The organism is Grimontia sp. AD028, assembly GCF_000973155.1.
Classification (GTDB): Bacteria; Pseudomonadota; Gammaproteobacteria; order Enterobacterales; family Vibrionaceae; genus Enterovibrio; species Enterovibrio indicus.
The window spans coordinates 22514-35992 of sequence record NZ_LASY01000089.1 but is presented as its reverse complement, the minus strand read 5'-3'; the positions used below and the strand labels follow the sequence as shown (position 1 = coordinate 35992).

The 13479-nt window shown below is 50.5% G+C and carries 12 protein-coding genes; 7 read left to right on the top strand and 5 right to left on the bottom strand.

The window, feature by feature from the left end:
- Window positions 1–16 precede the first annotated feature (16 nt).
- The 7 genes from RN22_RS18515 (at window position 17) to RN22_RS18485 (ending at window position 6091) form a co-directional block, all read left to right on the top strand.
- The gene (locus RN22_RS18515) at window positions 17–1192 is read left to right on the top strand and encodes a Gfo/Idh/MocA family protein (RefSeq protein ID WP_046306547.1); all 1176 of its coding nucleotides are present in this window, start codon (window positions 17–19) and stop codon (window positions 1190–1192) included.
- Window positions 1185–2216 (top strand): 5-dehydro-2-deoxygluconokinase, encoded by a 1032-nt coding sequence (gene iolC, locus RN22_RS18510; RefSeq protein WP_046306545.1) that lies wholly within the window; start codon window positions 1185–1187, stop codon window positions 2214–2216. The genes RN22_RS18515 and iolC overlap by 8 nt, the downstream gene beginning before the upstream one ends.
- A 32-nt stretch (window positions 2217–2248) precedes the next feature.
- A complete protein-coding gene (locus RN22_RS18505) occupies window positions 2249–3109 on the top strand; it encodes a 5-deoxy-glucuronate isomerase (protein ID WP_002540173.1) in 861 nt (286 codons plus the stop codon).
- A gap of 48 nt (window positions 3110–3157) precedes the next feature.
- Entirely contained in the window at window positions 3158–3997 is an 840-nt protein-coding gene (locus RN22_RS18500) for a class II fructose-bisphosphate aldolase (RefSeq protein WP_046306543.1), read from the top strand.
- A gap of 2 nt (window positions 3998–3999) precedes the next feature.
- Window positions 4000–5169, top strand: a complete 1170-nt coding sequence (locus RN22_RS18495; protein WP_046306541.1) for a Gfo/Idh/MocA family protein — start codon at window positions 4000–4002, stop codon at window positions 5167–5169.
- A 149-nt stretch (window positions 5170–5318) separates the two neighbouring features.
- Window positions 5319–5690, top strand: coding sequence for a hypothetical protein (locus RN22_RS18490; RefSeq protein ID WP_046306539.1), 372 nt, complete (start codon window positions 5319–5321; stop codon window positions 5688–5690).
- Window positions 5691–5749: 59 nt separating this feature from the next.
- Window positions 5750–6091, top strand: coding sequence for a thioredoxin family protein (locus RN22_RS18485; protein WP_082111438.1), 342 nt, complete (start codon window positions 5750–5752; stop codon window positions 6089–6091).
- Here the strand turns inward: RN22_RS18485 and RN22_RS18480 are convergent.
- From RN22_RS18480 to cobA, 5 genes are all read right to left on the bottom strand, one after another.
- Window positions 6088–7887, bottom strand: coding sequence for a bifunctional protein-serine/threonine kinase/phosphatase (locus RN22_RS18480; protein WP_046306537.1), 1800 nt, complete (start codon window positions 7885–7887; stop codon window positions 6088–6090). The two genes, RN22_RS18485 and RN22_RS18480, sit on opposite strands and share 4 nt — an antisense overlap.
- 2 nt (window positions 7888–7889) lie before the next feature.
- Window positions 7890–9365 carry a NarK family nitrate/nitrite MFS transporter gene (locus tag RN22_RS18475; protein ID WP_046306535.1) on the bottom strand — a complete coding sequence of 492 codons (1476 nt, stop codon included), beginning with the start codon at window positions 9363–9365 and terminating at the stop codon, window positions 7890–7892.
- Between the two features lie 112 nt (window positions 9366–9477).
- Entirely contained in the window at window positions 9478–9807 is a 330-nt protein-coding gene (nirD, locus tag RN22_RS18470) for a nitrite reductase small subunit NirD (protein WP_046306533.1), read from the bottom strand.
- A 10-nt stretch (window positions 9808–9817) separates the two neighbouring features.
- Window positions 9818–12358 (bottom strand): nitrite reductase large subunit NirB, encoded by a 2541-nt coding sequence (nirB, locus tag RN22_RS18465; RefSeq protein ID WP_046306531.1) that lies wholly within the window; start codon window positions 12356–12358, stop codon window positions 9818–9820.
- A 9-nt stretch (window positions 12359–12367) separates the two neighbouring features.
- Window positions 12368–13165 carry a uroporphyrinogen-III C-methyltransferase gene (gene cobA, locus RN22_RS18460; RefSeq protein ID WP_082111437.1) on the bottom strand — a complete coding sequence of 266 codons (798 nt, stop codon included), beginning with the start codon at window positions 13163–13165 and terminating at the stop codon, window positions 12368–12370.
- Between the last annotated feature and the right edge of the window lie 314 nt (window positions 13166–13479).

Below are 13479 nucleotides of genomic sequence, written 5' to 3'. Positions count from 1 at the left end.
AACAAGGAGAACACGCATGTTTAACGAAGAATTCCAGCTAGATGCACCGATCCGTTGGGGAATGGTTGGCGGCGGACGCGGTAGCGAGATTGGTTACTCGCACCGCGCTGCTGCCCAGCGTGACCGTCTGTTTACCTTTGTTGCAGCGGCACTGGATTTGGATGCAGAACGTGGACGTGACTTCGGGACCAAGCTGGGTCTTGCTCCCGAGCGCTGCTATCCCGACTACAAAACCCTGTTTGCAGAAGAAGCCAAGCGCGAAGATGGGATTCAGGCTGTATCTATCGCCACGCCGAACTCTACTCACTATGAAATTGCCAAAGCAGCGCTGGAAGCAGGTTTGCACGTCATTTGTGAAAAGCCAGCAACTATCCACGTTGAAGATGCGCTTGAACTGAAAGCCTTGGCAGAAAAGCAAAACAAGATGCTGGCGGTGATGTACGGTTACACCGGATTCCAGATGGTGCATCAGGCACGAGAAATGGTGCGTCGCGGTGACATCGGCGCCGTGCGTGTTATTCAGATGTCTTTCGCCCACGGTTTCCACAACACCGAGATTGAGAAAAACAGCCCGGGCGCAAAATGGCGCATGAACCCAGAGGTGTCCGGACCAAGTTTCATTATTGGCGATTGCGGCACGCATCCGTTTTACATGGCTGGCATGATCACTGGGCTAAAAGTGAAGTCCCTGATGTGTTCACGCCAGAGCTTTATCGAATCCCGCGCGCCATTGGAAGACAACGCCCATGTGGTGTTCCAATTTGAAGGTGGAGCGGTTGGCACACTTTGGGCGAGCGCCATCAACAGCGGCTCGATGCACCAGCAGAAAGTCCGCATTGTCGGCGAGAAAGCTAGCCTCGAATGGTGGGATGAATATCCAAACCAGCTTCGCTATGAAGTTCAGGGGGAACCTGTCCGTATTCTTGAACGTGGTATGGGCTACCTGCACAACGATGACCCTGGCGTTTCCGCCAATCGTCAAGGTGGTGGTCATGCTGAAGGTTTCTTCGAGTCCTGGGCAAATCTTTATCACCGCTACGCACTTGCGATTGATGCCTACAACCGCAATGACAAAGCCTTCCTTGAAAGCCATTGGTACCCAGATATCGACGGCGGTATCGATGGTGTGAAGATGGTGAATGCCTGTGTGAAGTCGGCCGATAACGGTGCCGTTTGGGTGGACTATGACTGATTCCATTCACCTTTCAGATTGGCAGGCCAACAGCGACCGTCCGATAGACGTGGTTTGTCTGGGCCGCGCTGGGGTCGACTTCTACGGCAATACGGACGGTGCAGACTTCAACGCTGAATCCAGCTTCAAAAAATGCGTCGGCGGATCGCCTGCGAATGTAGCGATTGGTCTTGCGGAACTTGGCGCCAAAGCAGGTTTTATTTCCTGTCTGACGGATGATGCTCAGGGGCGTTATGTCCGTCATTACATGGAAAACAAAGGCGTAAACCTTGACGGTGTCACCACGCTGACCGGCGAATACCGCACCAGCCTTGCGGTGGCAGAACTGCGCCCGGAACCAGAGGTGGTGATTTACCGTAATAACGCGGCTGACCTTGCGCTCTGTGTTGAACACATAGACAGCAGCTACCTCAGCAACGCCCGATGTCTGTTTGTTTCAGGTACCGCCCTCTCTTCAAGTCCTTCTCGAGAGGCCACGTTCTGCGCGATGCAAATGGCACAACTGTCAGGCACCTTAGTCGTACTGGACTTGGATTACCGCCCTTACTCGTGGGCCTTTCCTGAGGATCCTCCTCACTTCTACCGTCTTGCCGCTTCTTTCTGCGACGTGGTGATTGGTAATCGCGAAGAGTTCGAGGTAATGGGCATTCCACATGACGTTGAAGACAGCCATGTCAGTGCGGCATCAGAGCTGTTAAGTGGCAGTGCAGAGCTGGTCATCGTAAAAGGCGGTGCTGAAGGGTGTGATGTCTTTGGGTTGGATAGCGATAACAATCTCGCCAGCCTGTCTCAACCTATATTCAAAGTGGAAGCGCGCAAACCTTACGGTGCTGGTGATGCCTTTGCTGCCGGCCTGCTTTTTGGTCTGCTAAATCAATATTGTTTACAAGACGCCGTGGCAATGGGCGCAGCCAATGCTGCCATTAATGTCACGGGCGATACCTGCGCAGATGCGATGTCTTCTCTCGCACCACTTCAGGCGTTCATGCGCAGCCGGGACTATCACTTCGCTGATGATAAGTGACAGTGCCACTAATTGGGTAAAAGGAGTTAACCATGGGAAAACACATAGCGCCATTTGATAACCGTAACGAGCCAGTTATCGGGATCAATGACGACACCACCCCCCTCTGCTATTTCAACCCGGTCAAACTGGCTTCGGGCGAGCAGTACAGCTACCAACTTAACGAATACGAATCAGCCGTGGTCTTGGCTGGAGGCACCTGCGATATCACCGTGGATGGTGAAACATTCAGCAGCATAGGCAAACGTGCATCAGTTTGGGATGGTGATCCCGCCGCTGTCTATGTGCCTGCAGGTAGCCAAGCCACCATTACCTGTGTTTCAGAGAATGCCGATGTATTGATTGCCGGAGGACGTTATGAGCCGGAAGAAAACAGCGAAAAACTCACCCCATTCGCCATCCAGCCCGAAGACACAGACAAAGTGCAATACGGCAGCGATGACACCAAAACACACAGAAAAATCAAACATATCCTCGGACAGAAAAACGCAGACCAACGCGGAAGATTGCTCGTCAGCGAACTGTTTACTGTCGGCGCAGGAGGTTGGTCAGGATTTCCTCCCCACAAACATGATGAAGAACGGCCGCCGCAAGAAACGCGTTACGAAGAGGTGTACCAGTTCAGATTCAATCCGGGTCACGGGTTTGGGGCACAATTCCTATATGAGCACGAAGACGACTACGGACCTGTCTACCACGTTAGAACCGGAAGTGTCATCGCCATAGACAAGGGCTATCACCCTTCTGTCGCCGCACCGGGTTATGAAATGTACTACTTCACCATCATTGTCGGCGAAAAGAGTAAGTCTCTCGTGCAGTACTTCGACCCTCACCATGAGTATCAGGTACACACGATTCCCGGCATCAAAGACATGGTCGCCAAGTTCAAGTAACGCTTAGGGTTCATTGCCCCTAGTAATCTAGTAATAACGGAGACAAGGATGCTAGTTACCCTGAACGACCTTATGCCGGAAGCCGCGTCGTCCCAAGGCGCGGTGCCTTGTTGTAACGTGTTTGGTATTGAAGAAGCACAGGCGATTATCGCCGCCGCTGAGGAACTGAACCTACCCGTGATACTCGCCGTGAACAAAGACATGGTGGATCTCGCTGGTGTGGAATCTATGGCAGGCATGCTGCTCCCAATGGCACGGGCCAGCTCTGTACCTGTGGTGGTTCACCTCGATCATTGCTATGACGAAGCCATCGTGTACCGCGCCATTCACGCCGGATTCAGTTCGGTGATGTTTGATGGCTCACAATTACCTCTCGAAGAAAATATCCGCCGGACAAGAGCGGTCGCTGACGCCGCCCATGCAGTCGGCGTTTCCGTCGAAGGTGAACTTGGCTCTGTGCCTTATCAGGAAGGTCGCGACCACATCAAATCCGAATTTACCGACCCGGAAGAAGCACGGATTTACGCCGGGCAAAGCGGTATTGATGTGCTTGCGATTTCAGTGGGTAATGTCCATCGCATGACAGAAGCGGGAAGCCCAATTAATTTCCCCCTGCTTGATGAGATCGAAGCGGCCACCAACTTGCCTCTGGTGATCCACGGCACCACAGGTATCACTGAAGCTGATCTTCGCGAACTCAAAACACGTCGAATCGGTAAATTCAACGTAGGAACGACACTTAGAATGGCTTTTGGCAACGCAATTCGTGAAGCCATGGCTGAAGAACCGAATAAATTTGATAAACAATATTTCGCGGGCAAAGCCATGCCTGCACTGAAGCAAGAAGCCATGCGAGTGCTCACGCTCCTGGCAGCAGATAAGGAGTGACGATGAGCAAGGCGTATAAGAAGCTCGGGCGACGTTTGAGACTCGGCGTAATAGGCGGCGGGCCAGATTCCTTTATCGGCTCCATTCACCGCTCATCTGCCACCATGCATGAAGAGTTTGATGTTGTCGCGGGTGTGTTTTCCTCAAACCCAGAGCGCTCAATTGCTGCTGGTAAATCCATGGGTATCGCGCGTCCTTATGGCGACCCAGATGCCTTGTTTGAAGGAGAAGCTGCGGCGGATGAGCCCATAGATGCACTCGCCATCATGACGCCCAACAACAGTCACTATGAGCTTTCATGCCGCGCATTAGATGCTGGTTTTAACGTGTTCTGCGAAAAACCTCTGACCATGACTGAAGATGAATCTGCTGACTTGGTCAAGCGGGTTAATGCATCGGGTAAGCGTTATTGCGTCGCCTACGGCTACAGCGGTTATGCCATGGTCCGTCAAGCGCGTGAAATGGTGTCGCAGGGTGTGATCGGTGACATCACCATGGTGCAAAGCAATTACGTTCAGGGGCATTTAGCAGAGCTGACAGAATCTGAGCTTGCTGGCTCTAACTGGCATATGAAGCCAGAGCTTGCTGGCCCTTCTCTGATCCTTGGTGATATCGCGACACATAGCTATCACCTGACCAGCTATGTCGCTGGTATGGAAGCCAGTTCATTGAGCGCAGACGTAACGGCATTGGTCGATGGACGCACGGCAGATGATTACTGCGGAATATTGCTTCGCTACCCCAATAACGCGCGCGGCATCTTCTGGGTCACACAAGCAGCAGCCGGCGGTGTTCATGGTTTGAGCTTTACCATTTACGGCACCAAAGGCGGCTTGGAATGGCATCAGGAACAGCCTAATGAGCTAACAGTCCGCCCTATCGATAAACCCGCTTACGTGCTGACAAAAGGTGGCAAAGGCTTGTCCGGTGCAGGTGAGCGCGTTTCCCATGTCGCTATCGGTCACCCGGAGGGCTATCGCGAGGCATTTGCCAACCTCTACTACGACTTTGCCTCCAACATCGTTGATGATCTGACAGGCGAAACCCCAGAACCACTGAGCCTGTGGAACCCAACCGTCCAGGACGGCGCATACGGCATGGCATTTGTTTATGCAGCGGTTCGTTCACGTGACAACGACGGTGAATGGGAACCACTTCGAGACCTCACTTAGTTCCATATCAAACACGAGCTGTTTATACCCAAACAACCTTGCGAGCAGGTAGCCAGTCGTCGGTCTGCTCGCTTTTTTTATCGTATTTAGAACAGTGTATGTTCTTCTCCCACGATACATTAGCGAAGAACAATACAAGGAGAGATACGATGGATAACAAGAAAGTGGCACTGTTTGGCTGGCATCCGGATGTGGTGAACTACGATAAATGGCCAGATATGACAGCGGAAAAGCTCCGCGCGGCACTGGAAGGCGATCGCGATAGGCTTCTTACCCTCGGATATGCTGTCGACCTGCACTACATCCGTGACGGTGAAACCGCTTTTGATGCAGCAACTGAAGCACTAACTGGCAAACCTTATGACTGCGTGCTGATTGGCGCAGGCGTCCGTCGCGATGATGACCATTTTCTGGTGTTTGAAAAACTGGTGAATGCAGTACACAAAGCGGCGCCACAAGCAACGATTTGCTTCAATACCAATCCAAGTGACACGGCGGATGCGATTAAACGCTGGACGTAATATGCTGTCAGAGCGGGTCTATTAGCTAGGCCCTTTTTCATCTTGTCATGGAGGACAGTATGTCGATACGCGCTACAGAAACAGGCTTCAATCCCGAATACAGTGAAGATGCCCCCTCTTTTGAAGATGTCACCGACCAGAAGGGTGTATCTATTTTGGAGTTTGGTGCACCCTGGTGTGGGCACTGCCAAGCGGCTGAACCCGCAGTAAAAGCCGTGTTGGGGCCAAAGTCTTTCCCTCACACCAAAGTTTATGACGGTAAGGGCAAGCCTTTAGGTCGAGCCTTTAAGGTGAAGCTCTGGCCAACACTGATCCTTCTTCAGGATGGGTTGGAAGTTGACCGCATTGTTCGCCCGATTCATGAAGACGAAGTGGAAGATTTGATTTCACAGGCGCGCTAACCGAGAAGAAAAATAAACTGCACCAGAACAATCAGGAACAGGATAAGGCTTAGTCCTTTCCAGAAACGCAACGGGTCGCTTTCTAAAAGCGGCCTGTTTTCATTGGAAGATTTAAACGCAGGGTTAGGTTTCATCAAATCCTGTTCAAATTCTGAAAGTGCCTGATAGCGGGCTTTCGGGATAGGATGACAGGCTTTTTTGAGCGCCTCATCAAACCAATCCGGGGCACCGGGACAATAGACCGTTGCTGGCACATAGTTTTGTCGGTTTGCCGCTCTGGGGTTGGAGGCATTCACTGCTTTGTAAGGCAGGTGTCCGGTCAAAAGCTCATAAACTGTCATACCTAATGAAAATAAGTCAGAAGAGAAATTGGCTTTGTTGCCTTTGAGGTATTCCGGTGCCGCGTAGTTTAAGTCACCGACTGGATATCCTTCTTCCTCACTCCCCATTAACTCTTCCAAGCCTGCTGATTGAGCAGTGCCGTAGTCAATCAAAGTCACATTCATGTCTTTGTCGACCATGAGATTATCCGGTTTGATATCGCGATGAACCACCGAAAGGCGTTGAAGCACCCGAACCGCTCGAATAGCCCCTTTTGCCAGCGTACGAACCTGAGTGAGCGTCGGCGTTGGATTATCGATCATCCATTGTCTGAGTGTGACACCTTCGATGTAATCGCAGACATGATAGAGGTATGGCGAATAACTCGATGGCGGATGTATCTTCATCACGCCGGGTGATTTCACCTGCTCACCAATCCACCCTTCCCGGATAAAGCCCGCAAGATAAACCGCATCATCCGCAAAGTTGAGCGATGGCATTTTCAATACATACTGACGGCCATCCAAGTCACTTCGCGTCAGGTAGATATGGCTCCGGCTTCCGCTGTAAAGCACCCTCGCCACGATGTACTGGTCAATCTTCTGCCCTTCTTTCAGAACAGGCGGAATTTTTCTTTCTGATAAATCGCGAAGCGCTTCGCCATAGGTCGCAGCGGGAAGCGAATCGACAGCTAGCAACAGACAAGTGATGTTGTCATCGCTGCCCAGCTTATAAGCATCATCAACAAACGATGCCGCTAAATGCTCTAGATCAGATGTGGTATCGGACGCGTAGAGACGCTGAGCGATTTCCCGCTCTGTCATGGTGTCATGAATGCCATCTGTCGCGAGAAACAGCAGATCACCGCGCTCAAGTGCTACGGGCTGATAATCCACATTCAAGTGGCTATCGATACCCAGCGCGCGGGTTAAGTGGTGCTGGCTTTTACTTTGGTAGTGACGATGATCCTGCGTAATCTGGGTCAGCCTGTGCTGACGCCAAAGGTAAACGCGGCAATCGCCGACATGAAAAACATGGGCGGTATTCGATTTCACAATCACCGAGCAAAAAGCAGCCACCATGGCACTGGCTTGCGTGCCCGCTTGTTGTCCATGATGGTAAAGCCAGTAATTGAGGGATTTCATCACCTTGCCAGCGGCATCTTTCACTGGCCAGGTAATCGGCGTGTCGAGGTAGTTGTTGACGAATTCAGTCACGCCCATTTCACTGGCTTTCTGACTGACTTCACTGGTGCTGACACCATCCGCTATCGCCGCTACTACACCTTTGTGTTTCAGCTCACTTGCCTTTTTGGGCAAGTAAACAGCAAAAGCGTCCTGATTAGGTGGCTTGCGCCCTGCAACCGAGCTGCCACCAGCACGAACGATCAAACGGGAAGCCGCTTCCTGCGTCTCCCCGTTTTCAGTGCCGGCAGCGCCATACGACGCTGCCTGTTCATGAAACTCTGGTTTCATACTTATGCTTTCGCCACATCAATCATGGTGATTGAACCATCATCATTCACTTCAGCAATCTGGCCTGACGGCTCTTCCATAAAGAGTAGCGTCACAAAGCCAAGAACCGCGGTGCCTGCAATGATGTAGAAGAAAGTGCTGTAATCAACGAGCGACAAAATCGTCAGATAAGTTACAGCACCCACGTTACCATAAGCACCTGTCATACCTGCGATTTGACCCGTCATGCGACGTTTGATCAGTGGCACAGCCGCAAATACTGCACCTTCACCGGATTGTACGAAGAACGAACAACCCATTGCCGCTACAACCGCCAGCCAAACTGGCCACGCGCTGTCGACTTGACCCATCACGAAGTAACCCAATGCCAGACCCGCAGTGAGGATAAGCAGTGTTGGTTTACGACCGAATTTATCAGACAACCAGCCGCCACCAGGACGTGACATCAGGTTCATGAAGGCATAAGCGGATGCCACCATACCCGCCACAACTGGCGTCAGCTCAAAGGTTTCAGAGAAGAACAGTGGCAGCATTGAAACCACAGCAAGCTCAGAACCAAAGGTCGCAAAGTACAGCACATTCAGAACAGCAACCTGCTTAAATTGGTAGCGGTGAATTTCTGGCACCTCTTCTTTAAAGACGTGCTTGTTCACTTTCCAAACTTGGGAAGCATCAAACAGGTAAATGCCTGCAAGTACCGCGTAGATGCCATACACGGCCGCATCAGAGAACATGCCGATACCGCTTGGCGAAAGCTTCCAAGCCAGCAGTGCCAGTGCGCCGTACATTGGGGTTTTCATGAATAGCAGCAGGTAGAAATCGCCTTTTGAGGTGACTTCCATGGCACCGCCGTTCTTTGGTTTGTAGTAGGTTGCACCTTTTGGCGTGTCTGTCACGTTGCGATAAAACACGAAAGAGAAAGCCAGGCTCATCAAGCCAGTGATACCCATAGCGTAACGCCAGCCATCTTCACCGCCGAACATCACAGCCACGGTTGGCAGGGTGAATGCAGCGGCTGCTGAGCCGAAGTTACCCCAGCCACCGTAGATACCTTCTGCAGTGCCCAGTTCATTGTGTGGGAACCACTCAGACACCAGACGGATACCGATAACAAAGCCTGCACCGATAAGACCCAGTGCAAAACGGGCAATGGCAGCCTGAACGAAGCTATCTGAAAGTGCGAAAACAAAACAAGGGATGGAACAGATAGCGAGCAGTAAGGAGTAGATTAGCCGCGGGCCATATTTATCCGTGAGCATGCCGATTAAAACACGCGCTGGAATGGTAAAAGCAACGTTGAGAATAAGCAGAGTTTTAATTTCTGCGGTGGTTAGGCCGAGCGATTCTTTTACCGATTGCAGCAATGGCGCAAAGTTAAACCACACCACAAAGGTAATAAAGAACGCGAACCAACTTAAATGGAGAATTTTCATTTTTCCGGTAAAGGAAAATATATTGAACTTGTCACTAGATGACATTATTGACTTCCTCTTCAAACAAACAATCCCTGTGCCATGATGTTTGAATCACAGCAGACTTAATTTGAAAACTTTTAACTTCCCCTGATTGGTTAATCAGGGGAATAAATATTTAAACCAGACTCAGTTGCACAGCACCTTCATGACAACGGACCGGGTAGGTGGCGATCGATACGTTTTCGTCTTCCAGACAAATACCGCTATCCAGGCAGAAATGCTGTTTATAGAGCGGTGAGGCGATCACTGTTTTGTCACCTATCGAGCCGATCATTCCGCGCGAAAGCACATTGGCTTTTCCGATTGGATCATAATTATCAACCGCATATAGCGAGTCTGTTCGGCCACAAAGGAATACCGCCACCTGCTTGTCTTCCAACAACGCGCACACGCCGGTGTTTTTGACCAAGTCAGACTTTTCACAAATGGTTTGCCACTGGTTCATTGCTTTCTCCTTAACTTTCCAGCGTGACGATATCAATACTTTGCGATGCAAGTTCAGCAGGAATGCGCTGACCACGAACAGTTTGATATTTCAAACTCTCATCCTGCGCTTCGCTATTAACGAAGTGTTTGAAGCGCTTGAGTTTCTCAGGCGATTCAATGGTGGTTTTCCACTCGCATTGATAGTTACCCAGGCTTGCCGCCATTTCTGCTTCCAGCTCTTCACCAATGTTGAGCTTGTCTTCGATCACCACTTGACGCAGGTAGTCCAATCCTCCTTCGAGGTTTTCTAGCCAAACTGACGTGCGTTGCAAGCGGTCTGCGGTTCGGATATAGAACATCAACACTCGGTCGATGTATTTAATCAGGGTTTCACTATCCAGGTCTGATGCGAACAGGTCAGCGTGACGCGGGCGCATACCACCATTGCCACAAACATAGAGGTTCCAGCCATTTTCTGTCGCGATAATACCGATGTCTTTTGATTGCGCTTCTGCACACTCGCGGGTACAACCTGATACGGCGAACTTCAGCTTGTGCGGCGATCTCAGGCCTTTGTAGCGGTTCTCGATATCAATCGCGAAGCCAACGCTGTCATCCACGCCGTAACGACACCAGGTAGAACCAACGCAGGATTTCACGGTACGGACAGATTTCCCGTAGGCATGGCCGGTTTCGAAACCTGCATCGACCAGAATTCGCCAGATTTCAGGCAGTTCATGAAGTTGCGCGCCGAAAAGGTCGATACGCTGACCACCGGTCACTTTGGTGTAAAGGTCAAACTGCTTAGCCACCTGACCAAGCACAATCAGTTTATCCGGCGTGATCTCACCACCAGCCACGCGCGGCACGACGGAATACGTCCCGTCTTTTTGCATGTTGCCGAGGTAGATGTCGTTGGTGTCCTGCAATCCCATGTGCTCTTCTTTCAACACATAGTCATTCCAGAAAGACGCCAGAATCGAACCGACAGCAGGCTTGCAGACGTCACAGCCCAGTCCTTCACCATGACTGTCTAACAGTTCGTCGAACGTTTTGATTTTCTTGATACGAACAATGTCAGCCAGTTCCTGGCGGGTGTAATGGAAGTGCTCACAAAGGTTGTTGTTTACCTCGTGGCCTAGTGCTGCCAGCTCTGCGTCCATCACCTGCTTGGCAAGCGCTGAACAACCGCCACATCCGCTTGATGCTTTGGTTTCCGCTTTAAGATCTGCCATGTTGGTGCAACCCGCGACAACGGCTGCTTTAATGTCTGCTTTCGTGACGTCATAACAAGAACAGATTTGTGCTTCATCAGGAAGGTTTGCAACACCAGCCGCGCCAGAGTCAGAAGAAGCCGCGCCGTCAGACAGAAGCAACACTGAGGGATACTCTGGCAATGGCATGTCGTTCAACATGGTTTGTAGCAGAGTTGGGTAACTTTCGGTATCTCCGACCAACACAGCACCCAGCAGTTTGGTGCCGTCTTCAGAAACGATAATGCGTTTGTAGATTTGCTCCACGCTGTCGGCGTAAGTGTATGATTGCGCGCCAGGCGTGTTGCCTTGCGCATCACCAATACTTGCCACATCAACACCCAGCAGCTTGAGCTTGGTGCTCATATCAGCGCCTTTAAAAGCCGCTTCTTCACCGCAAATATTGGCGACAGCCACCTTGGCCATTTGATAGCCCGGTGCCACCAAACCAAAGATCTTGCCCTGCCACAGCGCACATTCACCAATGGCGTAAACATCCTCTTCATTGGTCTGACACTGATCGTTAATCACAATCCCGCCACGCTCACCAATCTCAAGGCCAAACTCCATCGCAAGCTCATCCTGCGGACGGATACCTGCAGAGAAAACAATCATGTCAGTTTCAAGCTCGGAGCCATCCGCAAACATTAGTTTGTAACGTGAAGTGCTGCCTGCCGTAATGCACTTGGTGGCTTTTTCGGTGTGGACTTTAACGCCCAGAGATTCGATTTTTTCTTTGAGTAATTCACCACCGCCCTCATCTAGCTGAACGGCCATCAATCTTGGCGCAAACTCCACGACATGGGTGTCAACGCCCATACATTTCAGGGCGTTTGCGGCTTCAAGCCCAAGTAAACCACCACCGATAACGACGCCTGATTCGCTTTGCTTTCCAGAGGCTTCAATCGCTTCCAAATCTTCTATGGTGCGATAAACATGACAATGTGGCTGATCGTTACCTTCAATAGGCGGAACAAAAGGGTAAGAACCGGTAGCGATCACTAACTTGTCGTAAAAAACTTCTCTGCCTTTGTCTGTCACAACGCAGTGATTTTCAGCGCGAATAGCAGTGACCTTTTCGTTCAGGAAGTAATGAACACCTTTTTCGTCGTAGGCTTCTTCACTGGTTAACATCAAATCATCTGCGGATTTCCCACTGAAATAGCCACTGAGCTGAACCCTGTCATAAGCCAGTCTTGGTTCTTCTGAGAAGGTCGTAATTTCAAAGGTGCCTTCAGCATTTTTGTCGCACAACTCCTCAATAAATCTGTGCCCAACCATGCCATTACCAATGACAACGATGCGTTTCTTTTCCATTGTTATTCCCTATGCAGAAAGCTTCTCTAGCTGTGTTTCAGCCTGAGAGATAAACCAGTTGAGCTCATCAGCAAGTGTGACGACCTCACCCACCACAACAAGCGCAGGGGACTTGACGCCCTCTCCTTGAACGGTGGCTTCAATTGAATGCAAATCGGCGGTAAAAACCCGCTGCTGCGGCGTGCAGCCATTCTCAATAATGGCGACTGGCGTGCTGGTAGAAAGGCCATGCTGGCTCAGTGCCTGAGTAATTTGCCCGACCTTCGACAAGCCCATGTAAAACACCAGCGTGTGATTCAGCGAGGCCAACGCCTGCCAGTTGATGGAGAGCTCTTTTTCCGCATGAGCAGTGACGAAAGTTGCCCCTTGAGAAAGGCCCCGATGTGTCAGAGGTATACCTGCGTAGCTGGTGCATCCAGACGCTGCGGTAATACCCGGCACAACTTCTACAGATATACCCTCGCGGTGCAGCTCCAACATCTCTTCACCACCGCGACCAAACACAAAGGAATCACCGCCTTTTAAACGACAAATTCTTTTGCCGCGGCTGGCGAGTTCGATCAATAGCTGGTTGGTTTCACTCTGAGGAACGCTGTGCTTTCCTTTTGCTTTACCTACATACACCAGCTCGACGCCCTCTGGGATCAGTCCAATGATTTCTTTGCTCACCAGTCTGTCGTAAACCACCACATCACTGTTTTCGATGCAGCGAAGTGCCTTGATAGTCAGCAAGTCCGGATCACCTGGTCCCGCCCCCACCAATGAGACGTGCCCTCGTTTGAAAGATGTAATTTTAACGGTGGACATCCGTGCCCCTCATGTCGCGTGTTATTTATCTCGCTAGAGCAATTTGAATGCCATTCGGCAGATAAAGACTCAAAAACCTGACATAACACCATGTTTTTAATGGTGATATTTTTATCGATTGGCGAAAAAGAGCTGGAGTAATAAACAATTCAGAAATACAGAAATCGCTTCGAAATAGTGCAAGATAACTTTTGAGATGCACTGTTATTGCGCAATTTATTGACAGAATTTATTTGGCACTATTTCAGTGAAAGATGATATTTAAAACTTTTCCCATACTTATTCATTGGTTTTCATTAAATAAAAACTCAAAT

Bases quoted from the DNA above. Each gene is read 5' to 3' on its own strand.
- RN22_RS18515 (WP_046306547.1), top strand. From the start codon at position 17: ATGTTTAACGAAGAATTCCAGCTAGATGCACCGATCCGTTGGGGAATG.
- iolC (WP_046306545.1), top strand. From the start codon at position 1,185: ATGACTGATTCCATTCACCTTTCAGATTGGCAGGCCAACAGCGACCGT.
- RN22_RS18505 (WP_002540173.1), top strand. From the start codon at position 2,249: ATGGGAAAACACATAGCGCCATTTGATAACCGTAACGAGCCAGTTATC.
- RN22_RS18500 (WP_046306543.1), top strand. From the start codon at position 3,158: ATGCTAGTTACCCTGAACGACCTTATGCCGGAAGCCGCGTCGTCCCAA.
- RN22_RS18495 (WP_046306541.1), top strand. From the start codon at position 4,000: ATGAGCAAGGCGTATAAGAAGCTCGGGCGACGTTTGAGACTCGGCGTA.
- RN22_RS18490 (WP_046306539.1), top strand. From the start codon at position 5,319: ATGGATAACAAGAAAGTGGCACTGTTTGGCTGGCATCCGGATGTGGTG.
- RN22_RS18485 (WP_082111438.1), top strand. From the start codon at position 5,750: ATGTCGATACGCGCTACAGAAACAGGCTTCAATCCCGAATACAGTGAA.
- RN22_RS18480 (WP_046306537.1), bottom strand. From the start codon at position 7,887: ATGAAACCAGAGTTTCATGAACAGGCAGCGTCGTATGGCGCTGCCGGC.
- RN22_RS18475 (WP_046306535.1), bottom strand. From the start codon at position 9,365: ATGTCATCTAGTGACAAGTTCAATATATTTTCCTTTACCGGAAAAATG.
- nirD (WP_046306533.1), bottom strand. From the start codon at position 9,807: ATGAACCAGTGGCAAACCATTTGTGAAAAGTCTGACTTGGTCAAAAAC.
- nirB (WP_046306531.1), bottom strand. From the start codon at position 12,358: ATGGAAAAGAAACGCATCGTTGTCATTGGTAATGGCATGGTTGGGCAC.
- cobA (WP_082111437.1), bottom strand. From the start codon at position 13,165: ATGTCCACCGTTAAAATTACATCTTTCAAACGAGGGCACGTCTCATTG.